This window comes from Curtobacterium sp. 314Chir4.1 (assembly GCF_900215175.1).
GTDB classification, from domain to species: Bacteria; Actinomycetota; Actinomycetes; order Actinomycetales; family Microbacteriaceae; genus Curtobacterium; species Curtobacterium pusillum_A.
Genome location: NZ_OCMI01000001.1, coordinates 382380 through 397824 on the forward strand (window position 1 = coordinate 382380; position 15445 = coordinate 397824).

Sequence of the window (15445 nt, forward strand, 5' to 3'; positions counted from 1 at the left end):
GCAACCGAAGGAACGCAATGTCCACTCTCGAAATCCGTGACCTCCAGGTCTCGATCGACACCGACCAGGGTGTCAAGGAGATCCTCAAGGGCGTCGACCTCACCATCAACGAGGGCGAGATCCACGCGATCATGGGGCCGAACGGCTCGGGCAAGTCCACCCTCGCCTACACGATCGCCGGTCACCCGCGCTACAACGTCGTCGGTGGCTCGATCACCCTCGACGGCGAAGACGTCCTCGCGATGAGCGTCGACGAGCGTGCCCGCGCCGGCATGTTCCTCGCCATGCAGTACCCGGTGGAGATCCCCGGCGTGACCGTCTCGAACTTCCTCCGCACCGCGAAGACCGCGATCGACGGCGAGGCCCCGGCGCTCCGCAGCTGGGTGAAGGACCTCCGCCAGTCGATGGCCGACCTCAAGATGGACTCGGCCTTCGCCGAGCGCAACGTCAACGAGGGCTTCTCCGGTGGCGAGAAGAAGCGCCACGAGATCATGCAGCTCGAGCTCCTCAAGCCGAAGTTCGCCGTGCTCGACGAGACCGACTCCGGCCTCGACGTCGACGCGCTGAAGATCGTGTCCGAGGGCGTCAACCGCGCGAAGGCCGCCACCGGCCTCGGTGTGCTGCTCATCACCCACTACACGCGCATTCTCCGCTACATCAAGCCGAACTTCGTGCACGTGTTCGTCGCGGGCAAGGTCGCCGAGCAGGGCGGCCCGGAGCTCGCCGAGCGCCTCGAGAACGAGGGCTACGACCGTTACGTGCAGGCCGCAGCCGCAGCGGCGGGGAACTGATGATCACCGCACTCGCACCGGAGAAGTTCGACGAGGTCGTCGAGGGCCTCAAGGAGGTCCAGGACCCGGAACTCGGCGTGAACATCGTCGACCTCGGGCTCATCTACGACCTCGCCATGGACGATGAGGCGAACGCGCTCGTGATCAGCATGACGCTGACGAGCGCGGGCTGCCCGCTGACCGACGTCATCGAGGGTGACACCGCCAACGCGCTCGACGGCATCGTCGACGCGTTCCGGATCAACTGGGTCTGGATGCCGCCGTGGGGTCCGGAGCGGATCACCGATGACGGGCGCGAGATGATGCGCGCGCTCGGCTTCTCGATCTAGTCGCGACCACACCCGGACGGGAGGCGCGGTGCCAGCTGGCACCGCGCCTCCCGTCCGTCTGTGGGTCGGGCAGTGCGCGGTGCGCCCCGTCGGGCCTGGCTCGGTCCGGTCCGGCCCGGCCAAGTCGCAGAAGATGTCGCCTTCGGCGCCGCGGGGCGACACGTCGTGCGACCACGGCGTCACGCGCGCGGCATGTCGTGCGACCTCGGCGGCCGCGGCCGGGCTGCCGCTGGACCCCGCGCGCACGCCGCGACGACGAGGGGCCCCGCACCGGTCGGTGCGGGGCCCCTCTCCGTGCAGGCGCGCGTCAGCGGCGGCCGAGCAGCTTCCACGCCAGCGGCACGATGCCCGCGGCGATGAGCGCCTTGGCGATGCCGCCCACGATGAACGGGTAGAGGCCGGCGGCGAGCACCGACTGCAGGTCGTTCGGGGCGCCGAGCGTCCCGAGCGCGACCGCCAGGTAGGGCAGGCCCGTCACGAACGGGATCGCACTCGCGAGGAGCATGGCTGCGGCGGCACGGCCCACCTGGCGGTCCCAGTTGCGGCGAGCGAGCCAGCCGATGACGCCGGCCGCCGGGATGAAGCCGATGACGTAGCCGAAGCTCGGGACGGCGAGGGCGTGCAGGCCACCCGTGAAGCCGGCGAAGAACGGCGCACCGGCGAGCCCGGCGACCGCGTAGACCAGCAGCGAGAGCATGCCGCGGCGGGCTCCGAGCGTCGCGCCGACGAGCACGACCGCCAGGGTCTGCCCCGTGATCGGCACCGGCCACATCGGCACCTCGAGCTGGGCCATGGCGGCGGTGAACAGCGCGCCGCCGGCGATCAGCGCGGCGTCGGTGGCCACTCCCTGGGTGCGCAGACGGTCTGCGAGGACTGCGCGGGGAGCGAACCCGGTGGCGTTCGTCATGGATTCTCCTAGAATGGACTGCTGGTCCCGTTCGGAACCATCGGTCCCGTCAGCGTAGCGGTGCACCTCCCGCACACGTCGTTGTGCAAAACCACCAACTGATTGGACGTCCTCTGTGCTTGCCGTGCACGAACTCGAGATCCGCGTCGGAGCTCGCCTCCTCATGGAGGACGTGTCCTTCCGTGTCGAGAAGGGCGACAAGATCGGACTCGTCGGCCGCAACGGCGCGGGCAAGACGACGATGACGAAGGCCCTCGCGGGGGAGACGCAGCCGACCGGCGGCAAGATCGAGCGCGGCGGCGAGATCGGCTACCTGCCGCAGGACCCGCGTTCGGGCGACCCGGAGGAGACCGCGCGCAAGCGCATCCTGGACGCCCGCGGCCTCGGCGAGCTCGTCGAGGGCATCCGCCTCGCGACGCTCGACATGGCCAGCGACGACCCCGCCGTCGCCGAGAAGGCGATGCGTCGGTACAGCCGGCTCGACGACCAGTTCAACGCGCTCGGCGGGTACGCGGCCGAGGCCGAGGCGGCGTCGATCGCCTCGAACCTCAAGCTGCCGGACCGCATCCTCGACCAGCAGCTCAAGACGCTGTCGGGTGGTCAGCGCCGCCGCATCGAGCTCGCGCGCATCCTGTTCTCGGACGCCGAGACGATGATCCTCGACGAGCCGACGAACCACCTCGACGCCGACTCGGTCGTCTGGCTGCGCGAGCACCTCAAGACGTACTCCGGCGGCGTCATCATCATCTCCCACGACGTCGAGCTCGTGGACGAGGTCGTCAACCGCGTCTTCTACCTCGACGCCAACCGGCAGAGCATCGACGTCTACAACATGGGCTGGAAGCTCTACCAGCGCCAGCGTGCAGCTGACGAGGAGCGCCGCCGCAAGGAGCGCGCGAACGCCGAGAAGAAGGCCGCCACGCTCAAGGACCAGGCCGCCCGTTTCGGTGCGAAGGCCTCGAAGGCCGCCGCGGCGCACCAGATGGTGGCGCGTGCGGACAAGCTGCTCGCCGGCCTCGAGGACGAGCGCGTCGCCGACCGCGTCGCCAAGCTCCGGTTCCCGACCCCGGTGTCCTGCGGTCGCACGCCGCTCATGGCCGAGGGGCTCTCCAAGTCGTACGGGTCGCTCGAGATCTTCGCGGGTGTGGACCTGGCGATCGACCGCGGTTCGCGTGTGGTCATCCTCGGCTTCAACGGTGCCGGCAAGACGACACTGCTCCGCATCCTCGCGGGCGCCGACAAGCCGGACACGGGCGAGATCCTGCCCGGGCACGGCCTGCGCATCGGCTACTACGCCCAGGAGCACGAGAACATCGACGTCAACCGCACCGTCATCGAGAACATGGTGTCGGCGTCGACGGAGCTCAACGAGACCGAGGCCCGTCGTGTCCTCGGATCGTTCCTCTTCACGGGCGACGACGGCTACAAGAAGGCCGGCGTGCTGTCAGGCGGTGAGAAGACCCGACTGTCACTCGCGATGATCGTGGTCTCGGGCGCGAACGTGCTGCTCCTCGACGAGCCGACGAACAACCTCGACCCGGCGTCGCGTGAGGAGATCCTCGGCGCCCTGGCCGGGTACGAGGGCGCGGTCGTGCTCGTGTCGCACGACGCCGGTGCGGTCGAGGCGCTCAACCCCGAGCGCGTGCTGCTCCTGCCGGACGGCACCGAGGACCACTGGAACAAGGACTACGCGGAGCTCATCGAGCTCGCGTAGCGCGCGCTGGCGCGGCGTCTCGCGTCGGCGAGGCGCCGCGCTCGTCGCGAGACGCCGCGCTCGTCGCGAGACGCCGCGCTCGTCGCGAGACGCCGCGCTCGTCGCGAGACGCTGCGCTCGTCGCGAGGCGCCGCCGAATCGGGCGGCGTCTCGCGCCTGGCGCGGTGTCTCGCTCGTGAGCCGGAGTACGTCGCTCGTCGGGCCCGAGATGGTGCGCCACAGGCGGCCTGGAGGCGCGGGGCGGCCCCGCCACGCACCTCCAGGCCGCGTCGGTCGGGTGTCAGACCGTGTCGCGCGTCCCAGACGCCGCGTGCGTCTCGAGACGCCGCGTGTGTCGCGAGACGCGGCCCGATCCGGCGGCGTCTCGCGGGGGAGACGGCGTCTCGCGGCCGGGACGGCGTCTCGTCTCGCTGAGACGAGACGCGACGCGACGACGCGAGACAGGATGCCGCGGCGGCGTCGTCAGCTGCGACGGGAGGCGAGCAGCTCGTCCTCGATCTCGGCGTCGGTCTTCGGCCGGGCGTCCTTACGGCGCTGCCGCTCCTGGGCGCGCTCGCGCTCTTCCGGGTCGTCCTGGTTGAGGTTCCGGTACTCCTGCACCATGAGGTACGCCAGGAACCCGAACCCGCCGGCCGCGAACATGAACCACTGGATGAAGTAGCTCAGGTGCAGCCCGGTGTCGGCGGTCGGGCGTTCCCACCCGAGCGGACGGGCCTCGGTCGGGGCTGGCGACTCGGACGCGAGCTGGCCGTAGGCGCCGGTGTAGATCGGCGTGTCGACCTTCTTCGCGACGTCGGAGAGCGTGACGGACTGCACCTGGTCGGTGTGTGCCGGGTCCGTTCGGCCGGGGATACGCGGCTCGCTCTCCTGCAGTCGGACGATCGCCGTGACCTCGCCGGACGGGGGAGCGGGGACGTGGTCGGGGGCGTCCTGCGCGTTGCCGGTGGGGACCCAGCCGCGGTCGACGACGAACGCGCGGCCGTCGCTGGTGACGAGGGGGGTGAGGACCTCGAACCCGGGTTGACCGTTGTGCACGCGGTTCCGGACGAGCAACTGGTCGTCGGTGTCGTACCGTCCGGTGACGCTCACCCGGAGCCAGGTCTGCGAGTCGTCCCAGCTGGAGGCCTTCGGGAGCGCCTGCTCGAGCGGCACCGGGGTGTGCTCGTAGTTCTGCGCGACCTGCTCGTTCTGGCGGACGGCCTCGTTCCGGCGGTCCCACTGCCACATGCCGAACAGGGCGCAGACGATCGCGAAGGCGACGGCGATCGCGAAGTACCCGAGCCAGCGGCGGCTCTGCACGAAGCGCCAGCCGACGAAGGGCTCGTCCGGGTCGCGTTCGACGGTCGCCGCGCTCGTGTCGGCTGCCGCTGCGGCGCGCGCGATCTTCTGCGCGTGCCGTCGGCCGTAGCGCGAACTCGGGTCGAAGCGGTCGCTCACCGACGCTCCCCGGCTGCGCGCGCTCCGACGTCGTTCTTCGGGGCGTCGGCCGGGTCGCGCTCGTCGTCGAGGCGGTCCACGTCCTCGTGCATGCCGGTCACGCGCACCGGGAAGGACCGGGAGCGCAGGTAGTCGGCGAGGAAGTCACGGTGTTCTTCGCACGCGGCCCAGATCTTCACCCGGTCGGTCGCGTGGATGCGCGGGTTGCGCCAGTTGACGCGCCACGCTGCGGTGGAGCTGCAGCCGGCGCGGGAGCACACGGGCGTCGAGCCGGGCTCCGTGAAGAGGTCGAACGTGGCGCCCATCAGCGACGGCCCCACACCTTGGAGCGGTCGCCGTGGCGCTGCCATTCCTCCTGCGCGTGGTGGGCTTCCTCACGCAGACGGTCCTGCTCGGCGCGGTAGGCCTCGGCCCGGGCGTCCTCCTGCTGTTCGCGGAGTCGCGGGTCGACGGCGTCGTAGAGCTCGATCGCTCCGGCCGGGCGCACGATGTCGCTCTCGGCGCGGCTGCCCGCGTTCGCGATGATGACCGCGACCCAGGGGATGACGCCGGCGAGGACGATCGGGATGACCGCGAGCCAGGTGTGCCAGATCGACCAGACGAGCACGGCACCGATGAAGAACACGACGCGCAGTGCCATCTGCCACACGTAGCGGGACAGGCGGTGCGCACGGTCCTGCTCCGGAGAGTCCGGAAGGGTGGTGATGCTGTGCGTCGTCTTCATACGGTGTTCTTTCCTCTGCCCACGGTCAAGCCTAAGCCCGTATGGCCGGACATGGGTGCAGCGCGCGGGTGCCGGATGTCGGGTTTCTGCTCGGGTACGCTCGTCCGGGCGTGTCCGAGCCGTGACCGGACCGGCGCGCCGAGCACCCCACACCGAACGGAGCGACCATGAGCACCCCCCGTACCGTCCTCATCACCGGCGGCAACCGCGGCATCGGCCGTGCCCTCGCGGAGCGCTTCGTCACCGCCGGCCACCGCGTCGCGGTCACGTCGCGCAGCGGTCAGGGCGGCCCCGAGGGTGCGCTGACGGTGCAGGCCGACATCACCGACACCGCGTCGGTCGATGCCGCCTACACGCAGGTCGAGGCGGAGCTCGGCCCGGTCGAGGTCCTCGTCGCGAACGCCGGGATCACCAACGACCAGCTGCTGCTCCGGATGTCCGAGGAGGACTTCACGAGCGTCATCGACACGAACCTCACCGGGACCTTCCGCGTCGTCAAGCGCGCCACCAAGGGCATGATGAAGGCGAAGTTCGGCCGCATCGTGCTCATGTCGAGCGTCGTCGGCGCCTACGGCCAGGTCGGCCAGGTCAACTACGCGTCGTCGAAGGCCGCCCTCGTCGGGATGGCCCGGTCGATCACGCGCGAGCTCGGGTCCCGCGGCATCACGGCGAACGTCGTCGCGCCCGGCTTCATCCAGACCGACATGACGGCGGCGCTTCCCGAGGAGCTGCAGGCCGAGTTCAAGAAGCAGATCCCGGCGGCGCGCTACGGCACCGTCGACGACGTCGCGGACGCCACGCTGTTCCTCGCGGGCGACGGCGCGGGCTACATCTCCGGCGCGGTCGTCCCGGTCGACGGCGGCCTCGGGATGGGCCACTAGGGCGCGAAACCGGCGCGAGTCTCGTCTCGCCGGGCCCGAGACTCGGCCTGCGCGACAGAATTCGCGGCCTGGTGCGCGAGAAACGTCGCTGAGGCCGAGACTCGGCACGGCACCGACGTGGGTCGGCGAGTGCGACTCAGCCGCGCAGGCCCAGCGTCGCGAGCACGCTCGACAGGTCGCGGTCGACGACGGCGACGTCCGCCTGCTCGCGCACGCGCGGCTTCGCGTCGAATGCCACCGACAGGGCGGCGACGCGCATCATCTCGAGGTCGTTCGCGCCGTCGCCGACCGCGACCGTCCGGACGAGGTCCACGCCGTCGGCGCCGGCCCACTCCCGGAGCGCGACGGCCTTGGCGTGCGCGTCGACGACGTCGCCGAGCACCCGCCCGGTCAGGACGCCGTCGGTCACCTCGAGCCGGTTGGCGCGGCAGTGGTCGAGTCCGAGGCGCTCCGCGAACGGGTCGAGGACCTCGTGGAAGCCTCCGGAGACCACACCGACCGTGCCGCCGGCGGCGTGCACGCCGCGGACCAGCTGGTCGGCGCCCCGCGTCACGCGGACCGCGTCCTGTGCACGACGGAAGACGTCGACCTGGAGGCCCGCCAAGGTCGCGACACGCTCCCGGAGGCTCTCGGCGAAGTCGATCTCGCCGCGCATGGCGCGCTCCGTGATCGCCGCGACCTGTGGCCGGGTCCCGGCGGTGTCCGCCAGGAGTTCGATGACCTCGTCCTCGAGGAGCGTGGAATCGGCATCGAGGACGACGAGGAAGCGTGGCACGCACCAACGGTACCGACTGTCGGAGGCGCGGCTGACGTGCGTTACGTCAGCCGCGCCTCCAGGCCGGTCCTGGTGGTTCGCGTCTACGCGTCGACGCGGACGCCCTTGCCGACCACGGTGATGCCGGACTCGGTGACCGTGAAGCCGCGTGCCTCGTCCGCCTCCCGGTCGACGCCGACCTGCGCACCAGGAGCGATCACGACGTCCTTGTCGAGGATCGCGCGGTTCACGATCGCGCCCGCGCCGATCGACGCGCGCTCGAAGACGATCGAGTCCAGGACCTTCGCGCCGGAGTCGATCCCGCACCACGGGCCGATCATGCTGCGTTCGACCTGCGCACCCGAGACCAGGCAGCCGAGCGACACGAGCGAGTCGACCGTCGAGCCGGTGTTCCCGTTGGCGTCGCGCACGAACTTCGCCGGCGGCAGGTTCGTCTGCTGGTTGAAGATCGGCCAGTCCTGGTTGTACAGGTTGAACACCGGCACGGGCGCGATGAGGTCCATGTGGGCGTCGAAGAACGAGTCGATCGTCCCCACGTCGCGCCAGTAGTACCGGTCGCGCTCGTTCGAGCCGGGGACCTCGTTGCGCTTGAGGTCGTAGACGCCGGCGTCGCCGCGGTTCACGAAGTCCGGGACGATGTCGCCGCCCATGTCGTGGTTCGACGTCTCGATCTGGCCGTCGCGGAGGACCGCGTCGACGAGGGCATCGGCGTCGAAGACGTAGTTGCCCATCGACGCGAGGATCTCGCCGGGGGAGTCGGACAGGCCCACGGCGTCCGTCGGCTTCTCGAGGAACGCCTCGATCTTCGTCGGGTCGTCGTCGGCGACCTGGATCACGCCGAACTGGTCGGCCAGGCCGATCGGCTGCCGGATCGCTGCGACGGTCGCGCTGCGGCCGGAGGCGATGTGCGCCTCGACCATCTGGTGGAAGTCCATCCGGTACACGTGGTCCGCGCCGACCACGACGACGATGTCGGGGCGCTCGTCGCGGAGCAGGTTGAGCGACTGCAGGATCGCGTCGGCCGACCCGGCGAACCAGCGCTTGCCGAGTCGCTGCTGCGCGGGCACGGACGCGACGTAGGAGCCGAGCAGCCCCTCCATGCGCCAGGTCTCCGCGACGTGACGGTCGAGACTGTGCGACTTGTACTGCGTCAGGACGACGATCTTCTGCAGCCCGGAGTTCACCAGGTTCGAGAGCGCGAAGTCGATGAGACGGAAGTTCCCGCCGAACGGGACAGCGGGCTTCGCCCGGTCGGCCGTGAGCGGCATGAGCCGTTTGCCCTCACCGCCGGCGAGCACGATGCCGAAGACCTTCTTTGGAGCCATGCCGTTCACAGTAGGCGTCAGCACTGGGAACCGGTTACCGTGAACGCGTGCGAGTCGATCTGCTGACCAGGGAGTATCCGCCGGAGGTCTACGGCGGTGCGGGTGTCCACGTGGCCGAACTGACCGCGGCGCTCCGCTCCGGGACCGACACCGAGGTGCGCGTCCGCGCCTTCGGTGCGTTCCGCGACGAGGCCGACGTGTGGGCGTACCGCACGCCCGACGGCCTCGAGCAGGCGAACGGCGCGCTCCAGGCGCTCGGGACCGACGTCGCCATCGCGGCTGACGTCGAGGGTGCAGACGTCGTGCACTCGCACACCTGGTACGCGAACTCGGCGGGCCGGATCGCGCAGTTGACCTACGGGATCCCGCACGTCGTCACGGCGCACAGCCTCGAGCCGCTGCGGCCGTGGAAGGCCGAGCAGCTCGGCGGCGGCTACCGGCTGTCGAGCTGGATGGAGCGCGAGGCGTTCGAGCACGCCGACGGCGTCATCGCGGTGTCGAAGGCCATGCGCGCGGACATCCTCCGCTCGTACCCGTCGATCGACCCGGCGAAGGTGCACGTCGTCTACAACGGCATCGACATCGACGAGTGGAAGCCCACCGTCGACGAGGACGCCGTCCGGGCCCTCGGGATCGACCCGTCCCGGCCCAGCGTGGTGTTCGTCGGGCGGATCACCCGGCAGAAGGGCCTGCCCTACCTGCTCCGTGCCGTGGCGTCGCTGCCGCCGGAGGTCCAGATCGTGCTCTGCGCGGGCGCCCCGGACACGCCGGAGATCATGGCCGAGGTCACGGGTCTCGTCGACGCGTTGCGCGCCGATCGTGACGGCGTCGTCTGGATCGACAGGATGCTCGCCCACCAGGAGATCGTCAACGTGCTGTCCTCGGGCACCGTGTTCGTGTGCCCGTCCATCTACGAGCCGCTCGGGATCGTCAACCTCGAGGCCATGGCCTGTGGCATCCCCGTCGTCGGCACCGGCACCGGGGGCATCCCCGAGGTCGTCGCGGACGGGCTGACCGGTCGCATCGTGCCGATCGACCAGGCACAGGACGGCACCGGCACCCCGACGGATCCCGATCGCTACGTGGCCGACCTCGCGGCGACGCTCAACGAGGTGCTCGCGGACGAGGGGCTGGCGAAGCTGATGGGCCGCGCCGGACGGCTCCGCGTCGAGACGGAGTTCACCTGGGGCGCGATCGCGGAGCGGACACGGCAGGTCTACGACGAGGTGCTCGGCCGGAACCTCTAGGCTGGTCGCATGCCCTCGGTCGTGCGCTTGTCAGACGTCTCCGTGGTCCGCAACGGGGCCACCATCCTCGACGGGATCTCGTGGGAGGTGCAGGACGACGAACGCTGGGTCGTGCTCGGTGCCAACGGTGCCGGCAAGACCACGCTGCTGCAGGTCGCGGGTGCGCAGACCTTCCCGACCTCGGGTGACGTCGAGGTGCTCGGCACGGAACTCGGCGGTGCCGACCTCTTCGAGCTGCGGCCCCGCATCGGCTTCGCGTCGACCGCCCTCGCCCGACGCATCCCGGTGACCGAGAAGGTCATCGACGTGGTGCTCACGGCGGCGTACTCGGTCACCGGCCGCTGGAACGAGGAGTACGAGGAGCTCGACGTCCGCCGGGCCCAGCGCGTGCTCGAGGAGTGGGGCCTCGGCGCCTTCACCGACCGCACGTTCGGCGAGCTGAGTGACGGCGAGCAGAAGCGCGTCCAGATCGCCCGCGCCGTGATGACGGACCCCGAGATCCTGTTCCTGGACGAGCCCGCGGCGTCACTCGACCTCGGCGCCCGCGAGAGCCTCGTGCGCACCCTCGGCGGCTACGCCCAGAGCGAGGACTCGCCTGCGATCGTCATCGTCACCCACCACGTCGAGGAGATCCCGGCCGGGTTCACCCACGCGCTGGTGCTGTCCGACGGCCACGTGCAGGCAGCCGGTCCCATCGACGAGGTGCTCACGGCGGCGACGCTCACCGAGGCGTTCGGCATCGAGCTCACGGTGTCGAAGGACGCCGGCCGGTACACGGCACGCGCGGCCTGATCCTGCTCCACATCCCGCCCATCGTCTGGTAACGTAGACGGCTGGCGCAAGCCGACGACTTCCGGCGTGGTGCTTGTTCGAGCATTCGCGCAGTCCGACCCATCACCGCTATCCGAGGAATCTCCATGAAGACCGACATCCACCCCGAGTACCGCGCCATCGTCTTCCGTGACCTGGCCTCCGGTGAGACGTTCCTGACGCGTTCGACCGCGAACAGCGACAAGACCATCGAGCTCGACGGTGCGACCTACCCGGTCATCGACGTCGAGATCTCCTCCGCGTCGCACCCGTTCTACACGGGCAAGCAGCGCATCCTCGACTCGGCCGGTCGCGTCGAGAAGTTCAACCAGCGCTTCAAGGGCTTCGGCAAGTAAGCAGGCGCTGCACGCCGACGGGCGGCTCTCCTTCGGGAGGGCCGCCCGTTTCGTGCGCCCGGGGGCGTGCTGGTCGCCGGGACCGGTGCGGGCGCGTGGGGCGGGGCGGAGCGGGGCGGGGCGGGGCGGTGCGGGGCGCCTGCGCACAACGCAAGTGCGTTCGCGCCGCGGGATGCCGCGGTTCGGCACGACTTTGGTTGTGCGGCCGCCCCGCGCCGGCTCGGGCGCGGCTCGCGACTGCGCCCCGTGACGGACAGTGCGCCCCGTTGTGCAGGGGCGCCGTGTTCGGCACGGGGCGCAGAACTGGACCGCGGGGGCGCGGGTCAGTCGCCGTTGCGGTGGGGCCAGCGGCCGTCGGCGGTGAAGGACGGGTCGCGCTTCTTCCGCATGTAGTCCTGGAACGAGGTCGCCTGCTCGGCGCACCAGCCGACCTGCTTGCGGTGGAGCTCTTCGGCGGAGACACCGAGCTCCTCCGGGTACCTGGCGGCGATGGCCTGCGCGACACGCCCGGCAGCGATGGCGTCGGCGCCGGCGTCGTGCGCATCGTCCAGGGTCACGCCGTAGAGCTCCGACGCGGCCTCGAGCGTGCGCTTGCCCTTCCGGTAGGTGTCCAGCGCCTTGTCGATGACGAGCGGGTCCACGACGTTGCCCACGACGGGGGAGGCGATGCCGTGGCGCTTGGCCTCGCGGTCGAGGACGGTGAGGTCGTACGGAGCGTTGTAGATCACGAGGGGGATGCCGCGCGCGAACACGGCCTCGACCGCGGCGATGATCTCGGCGACGACCTCACCGGCGGGACGCCCCTCCGCCCGGGCACGCTCGGTGGTGATGCCGTGCACGGCGGCGGCACCCTCGGGGATCTCGATGCCGGGGTCGGCGATCCACGCACCCTCGACGATCGACCGGCCGGTCATGTCGATCAGGCCGACGTGCGCGGTGACGATGCGGGCGGTCTCGACGTCCACACCGGTGGTCTCGAGGTCGAACACGCCGAGCGCGTGCCACCATGGGCGGCCGGTGAGGTCCTGCGCCGGGGCGGGCGTGTCGAGCTGTGCTGTGGGGATCGTCACGGCCACAGGCTAACCGGACGCACCGACACGACCACCGCGACCCGCCTGGCGGGGCCGAGCCGTGCCTCCAGGCCGGTGTCTGCCGACACGCGCGGGCGCGAGCCGAAACGTGCCGACACGTGCCGACACTTGCCGACGCGAGCCGTCACGGGCGGGCGCGAGCCGACACGTGCCGACGCAAGCCGACACAGGCGTGAGCAAGCCGACGCGCGCGGACGCGAGCCGACGCGCGCGTCCGTGCCGCCGTCTACGCGACCGGCGCGCCGACGTGCAGCCAGTAGAACGACTGCGTCCCCATCGTCAACGTGACCGACCCCGACTCGTCGAACGACGGGAACGTCCCGCCGCCGAACAGGTCGTACAGCGGCCGCCCCGCGAACTCCGGGGCGGACACCGTCACCGACGTCGGGTTCGTCGCGAACGAGAACACGCAGAGGACGTCCTCCGCCGAGGGACCGAACTGGGCGCCGGAACCCTCCCACGAGCGGACGAACGCGAGCACCGAGTCGTTCGAGGTCTCCTGCACGTCGAGCGTCCCGAGGCCGAACACCGGGTGCGCCTTCCGCACGTGGATGACGTTGCGGACCCAGTGCAGCAGGGATCGCGACTGGGCGAGCTGCGCCTCGACGTTCACCTGCGCGTAGTTGTAGACGAGCGACTGCACGACGGGCAGGTACAGCTTGCCGGGGTCGGCGGTGGAGAACCCGGCGTTGCGGTCCGGCGTCCACTGCATCGGCGTGCGCGACGAGTCGCGGTCCGGCAGCCAGATGTTGTCGCCCATCCCGATCTCGTCCCCGTAGTAGAGGAACGGGGATCCGGGCAGCGAGAACAGCAGCGCGTGGATGAGCTCGAGCTCCGCGCGGGAGTTGTCCAGCAGGGGGGCGAGCCGTCGGCGGATGCCGATGTTGGACCGCATCCGCGGGTCGTAGCCGTACCAGCCGTACATGGCCTGCCGGTACTCCTCGCTGACCATCTCGAGCGTGAGCTCGTCGTGGTTGCGGAGGAAGACGCCCCACGCGGCACTCGCCGGCACGTCGAGGGTCTCGGACAGGATCGCCTTCAGCTCGGCGGCGTGCTGCGCGCGGAGGGAGTAGAAGATCCGGGGCATCACCGGGAAGTCGAACGCCATGTGGCACTCGGGCTCCTCGTCGGTGCCGAAGAACGCGGCGGTCTCGCGCGGCCACTGGTTCGCCTCGGCGAGGAGGACGCGCCCCGGGTACTCGTCGTCGACCATCGCGCGGAGCTTCTTGATGAACTCGTGCGTCTCCGGCTCGCCCTCGCCGTTGCCCTCCTCGGACTCGAACAGGTACGGGATCGCGTCGAGCCGGAGGCCGTCCACGCCGAGGTCGAGCCAGTGTCGGACGACGTCGTAGACGGCCTCGACGACGGCCGGGTTCTCGAAGTTCAGGTCGGGCTGGTGCGAGAAGAAGCGGTGGAAGAAGAACTGGCGGCGGACCGGGTCGAACGTCCAGTTCGACTCCTCGGTGTCGACGAAGATGATGCGGATGTTCGAGTAGTCCTCGTCGGTGTCCCGCCAGACGTAGAAGTCGCCGTAGGGCCCGTCCGGGTCCTCGCGCGACTGCTGGAACCACTCGTGCTGGTCGCTCGTGTGGTTGATCACCATGTCGATGACGATGCGCATGTTGCGCTCGTGCGACTTGGTGACGAGTTCGCGGAAGTCGTCGAGCGTGCCGAACTCGGGCAGGATCGCCTTGTAGTCGGCGATGTCGTAGCCGCCGTCGCGCATCGGCGACTTGAAGAACGGCGGGAGCCACAGCGCGTCGACCCCGAGCCACTGCAGGTAGTCGAGCTTGCCGATGACCCCTTGCAGGTCACCGATCCCGTCACCGTTCGAGTCGACGAACGAGCGGATCATGCACTCGTAGAAGACCGAGCGCTTGTACCACTGCGGGTCCAGTGTCAGGCCTGGGAGCTGGATCGGGGCGGTGAACGTCACCCTGGACACGCTAGGCCGCCGGTGCTCCGGTTGTCCGGAGAAAGGGCGGACGGGAGGCGCGGGTCGTCCTCCACAGGCGGGTCGCCGTGGCGGGTCCTCCACCTTCGCCGTGCGGCGACGTGGGTGCGCGGGGGTCGTTCGTAGACTGGCCGGGATGCAACCACCCGTCCTCTCCCCGTACCAGTCGCTGATGGCCGCCACCCCGGTGGTGCACCGCTCCGTCCAGGTCGACGGCCGCACCACCCACTACTGGGTCTACGGGCCGGCCGACGCCGAGCAGACCGTGCTGGCCGTGCACGGTTTCCGCGGCGACCACCACGGGCTCGAGACGATCGCGGCGCACCTGCGAGGCGTCCGGGTCATCGTGCCCGACCTGCCCGGGTTTGGCGTGTCGGACCCGTTGCCGGTCTCGGACATCGACTCCTACGTCGGGTGGCTGCGCGGGTTCCACGCGGCGCTGGGCCTCGGCAGGGACACCGTGGTGCTGGGGCACTCCTTCGGGTCGATCGTCGTCGCCGCCACCGTCGCGGCCGGACTCGACACCCGGTTGCTCGTCCTGGTGAACCCGATCGCCGCGCCCGCGCTGCAGGGCCCGCGCGCCGTCGGCACCGGGATCGCCATCGGGTACTACCGTGCCGGCGCGCTGCTGCCGAAGCCCCTCGGCCTCGGACTGCTCCGGAACCCGGTCATCGTCCGGGCGATGAGCGTCGCGATGCTCAAGTCGCACGACCGTGACCTCCGGCGGTGGGTGCACGACCAGCACGACCGGTACTTCTCGGCGTTCGCGAACCGTACGAGCGTGCTCGAGGCCTTCCGGACCTCGGTCACCCACGACGTGTCCGAGTACGCCGACCGGATCGGGGTGCCCGTGCTCATGATCGCGGCGGAGCACGACGACATCACGGCCGTCCCGGAGCAGCAGGCGTTGGCCGCACGGCTCCGTGACGCCGAACTCGTCGTCATCCCGCAGGTCGGGCACCTCGTGCACTACGAGACCCCGGACGTCGCCGCCGCCGCGGTCCTGCGCCGGATGGCGGACACGCCGGTCGGGCGTGGCGGGAAGGCGAAGGCCACTCGTGCGTCGAAGGCTGCGAAGCCGTCCGGAGCCGCCTCGTGAGCCGC

15 protein-coding genes and 1 pseudogene are annotated in these 15445 nt (G+C 70.5%); 8 read left to right on the plus strand and 8 right to left on the minus strand.

Going from position 1 to position 15445, the window contains the following annotated elements; genetic code table 11:
* The first annotated feature begins 17 nt into the window (after window positions 1-17).
* Both sufC and CRP27_RS01700 read left to right on the plus strand, forming a co-directional pair.
* Complete coding sequence (sufC, locus tag CRP27_RS01695) at window positions 18-791, plus strand: Fe-S cluster assembly ATPase SufC (RefSeq protein WP_097179038.1); 774 nt, start codon at window positions 18-20, stop codon at window positions 789-791.
* Complete coding sequence (locus CRP27_RS01700) at window positions 791-1120, plus strand: metal-sulfur cluster assembly factor (protein WP_079236104.1); 330 nt, start codon at window positions 791-793, stop codon at window positions 1118-1120. Before sufC ends, CRP27_RS01700 begins: the two co-directional genes overlap by 1 nt.
* Before the next feature lie 307 nt (window positions 1121-1427).
* On the opposite strand, the gene CRP27_RS01705 is transcribed toward CRP27_RS01700, so the two are convergent.
* The gene (locus tag CRP27_RS01705; protein ID WP_097179039.1) at window positions 1428-2027 is read right to left on the minus strand and encodes a biotin transporter BioY; all 600 of its coding nucleotides are present in this window, start codon (window positions 2025-2027) and stop codon (window positions 1428-1430) included.
* Between the two features lie 115 nt (window positions 2028-2142).
* Between CRP27_RS01705 and CRP27_RS01710 the strand changes: the two genes are divergently transcribed.
* Complete coding sequence (locus CRP27_RS01710; protein ID WP_097179040.1) at window positions 2143-3741, plus strand: ABC-F family ATP-binding cassette domain-containing protein; 1599 nt, start codon at window positions 2143-2145, stop codon at window positions 3739-3741.
* A gap of 462 nt (window positions 3742-4203) precedes the next feature.
* Here CRP27_RS01710 and CRP27_RS01715 read toward each other — a convergent pair whose 3' ends face one another.
* The 3 genes and pseudogenes from CRP27_RS01715 to CRP27_RS01725 form a co-directional block, all read right to left on the minus strand.
* The gene (locus tag CRP27_RS01715) at window positions 4204-5178 is read right to left on the minus strand and encodes an SURF1 family protein (protein WP_097179041.1); all 975 of its coding nucleotides are present in this window, start codon (window positions 5176-5178) and stop codon (window positions 4204-4206) included.
* 98 nt (window positions 5179-5276) lie between these two features.
* Window positions 5277-5483, minus strand: a pseudogene (locus CRP27_RS01720) (hypothetical protein); the annotation flags it as partial.
* The gene (locus CRP27_RS01725) at window positions 5483-5902 is read right to left on the minus strand and encodes a DUF3099 domain-containing protein (RefSeq protein ID WP_097179042.1); all 420 of its coding nucleotides are present in this window, start codon (window positions 5900-5902) and stop codon (window positions 5483-5485) included. The gene CRP27_RS01725 and the pseudogene CRP27_RS01720, both read right to left, overlap by 1 nt.
* Window positions 5903-6069: 167 nt before the next feature.
* Between CRP27_RS01725 and fabG the strand changes: the two genes are divergently transcribed.
* Window positions 6070-6783, plus strand: coding sequence for a 3-oxoacyl-ACP reductase FabG (gene fabG / locus CRP27_RS01730; protein ID WP_097179043.1), 714 nt, complete (start codon window positions 6070-6072; stop codon window positions 6781-6783).
* A gap of 136 nt (window positions 6784-6919) precedes the next feature.
* Here fabG and serB read toward each other — a convergent pair whose 3' ends face one another.
* Together serB and CRP27_RS01740 are read right to left on the minus strand one after the other, a co-directional pair.
* Entirely contained in the window at window positions 6920-7558 is a 639-nt protein-coding gene (serB, locus tag CRP27_RS01735) for a phosphoserine phosphatase SerB (RefSeq protein WP_097179044.1), read from the minus strand.
* 83 nt (window positions 7559-7641) lie between these two features.
* Window positions 7642-8883: a glucose-1-phosphate adenylyltransferase gene (locus tag CRP27_RS01740; protein ID WP_079236095.1), complete on the minus strand. Its 1242-nt coding sequence runs from the start codon at window positions 8881-8883 to the stop codon at window positions 7642-7644.
* A gap of 47 nt (window positions 8884-8930) precedes the next feature.
* Here CRP27_RS01740 and glgA point away from each other — a divergent pair, with 47 nt between their 5' ends.
* The 3 genes from glgA (at window position 8931) to CRP27_RS01755 (ending at window position 11296) form a co-directional block, all read left to right on the plus strand.
* Window positions 8931-10130 carry a glycogen synthase gene (gene glgA, locus CRP27_RS01745; RefSeq protein WP_097179045.1) on the plus strand — a complete coding sequence of 400 codons (1200 nt, stop codon included), beginning with the start codon at window positions 8931-8933 and terminating at the stop codon, window positions 10128-10130.
* A gap of 9 nt (window positions 10131-10139) precedes the next feature.
* Complete coding sequence (locus CRP27_RS01750) at window positions 10140-10922, plus strand: ABC transporter ATP-binding protein (RefSeq protein ID WP_079236093.1); 783 nt, start codon at window positions 10140-10142, stop codon at window positions 10920-10922.
* Window positions 10923-11047: 125 nt separating this feature from the next.
* Window positions 11048-11296, plus strand: coding sequence for a type B 50S ribosomal protein L31 (locus tag CRP27_RS01755; protein WP_022905887.1), 249 nt, complete (start codon window positions 11048-11050; stop codon window positions 11294-11296).
* A gap of 323 nt (window positions 11297-11619) precedes the next feature.
* On the opposite strand, the gene CRP27_RS01760 is transcribed toward CRP27_RS01755, so the two are convergent.
* Both CRP27_RS01760 and treS read right to left on the minus strand, forming a co-directional pair.
* The gene (locus tag CRP27_RS01760) at window positions 11620-12366 is read right to left on the minus strand and encodes a 3'-5' exonuclease (protein WP_217990676.1); all 747 of its coding nucleotides are present in this window, start codon (window positions 12364-12366) and stop codon (window positions 11620-11622) included.
* 247 nt (window positions 12367-12613) lie between these two features.
* Entirely contained in the window at window positions 12614-14323 is a 1710-nt protein-coding gene (gene treS, locus CRP27_RS01765) for a maltose alpha-D-glucosyltransferase (RefSeq protein ID WP_097179046.1), read from the minus strand.
* A 154-nt stretch (window positions 14324-14477) separates the two neighbouring features.
* On the opposite strand from treS, the gene CRP27_RS01770 reads away from it, so the two are divergent.
* Window positions 14478-15440, plus strand: a complete 963-nt coding sequence (locus CRP27_RS01770) for an alpha/beta fold hydrolase (RefSeq protein ID WP_097179047.1) — start codon at window positions 14478-14480, stop codon at window positions 15438-15440.
* Window positions 15441-15445: the final 5 nt, after the last annotated feature.

Bases quoted from the DNA above. Each gene is read 5' to 3' on its own strand.
- sufC (WP_097179038.1), top strand. From the start codon at position 18: ATGTCCACTCTCGAAATCCGTGACCTCCAGGTCTCGATCGACACCGAC.
- CRP27_RS01700 (WP_079236104.1), top strand. From the start codon at position 791: ATGATCACCGCACTCGCACCGGAGAAGTTCGACGAGGTCGTCGAGGGC.
- CRP27_RS01705 (WP_097179039.1), bottom strand. From the start codon at position 2,027: ATGACGAACGCCACCGGGTTCGCTCCCCGCGCAGTCCTCGCAGACCGT.
- CRP27_RS01725 (WP_097179042.1), bottom strand. From the start codon at position 5,902: ATGAAGACGACGCACAGCATCACCACCCTTCCGGACTCTCCGGAGCAG.
- fabG (WP_097179043.1), top strand. From the start codon at position 6,070: ATGAGCACCCCCCGTACCGTCCTCATCACCGGCGGCAACCGCGGCATC.
- CRP27_RS01740 (WP_079236095.1), bottom strand. From the start codon at position 8,883: ATGGCTCCAAAGAAGGTCTTCGGCATCGTGCTCGCCGGCGGTGAGGGC.
- CRP27_RS01750 (WP_079236093.1), top strand. From the start codon at position 10,140: ATGCCCTCGGTCGTGCGCTTGTCAGACGTCTCCGTGGTCCGCAACGGG.
- CRP27_RS01755 (WP_022905887.1), top strand. From the start codon at position 11,048: ATGAAGACCGACATCCACCCCGAGTACCGCGCCATCGTCTTCCGTGAC.
- CRP27_RS01770 (WP_097179047.1), top strand. From the start codon at position 14,478: ATGCAACCACCCGTCCTCTCCCCGTACCAGTCGCTGATGGCCGCCACC.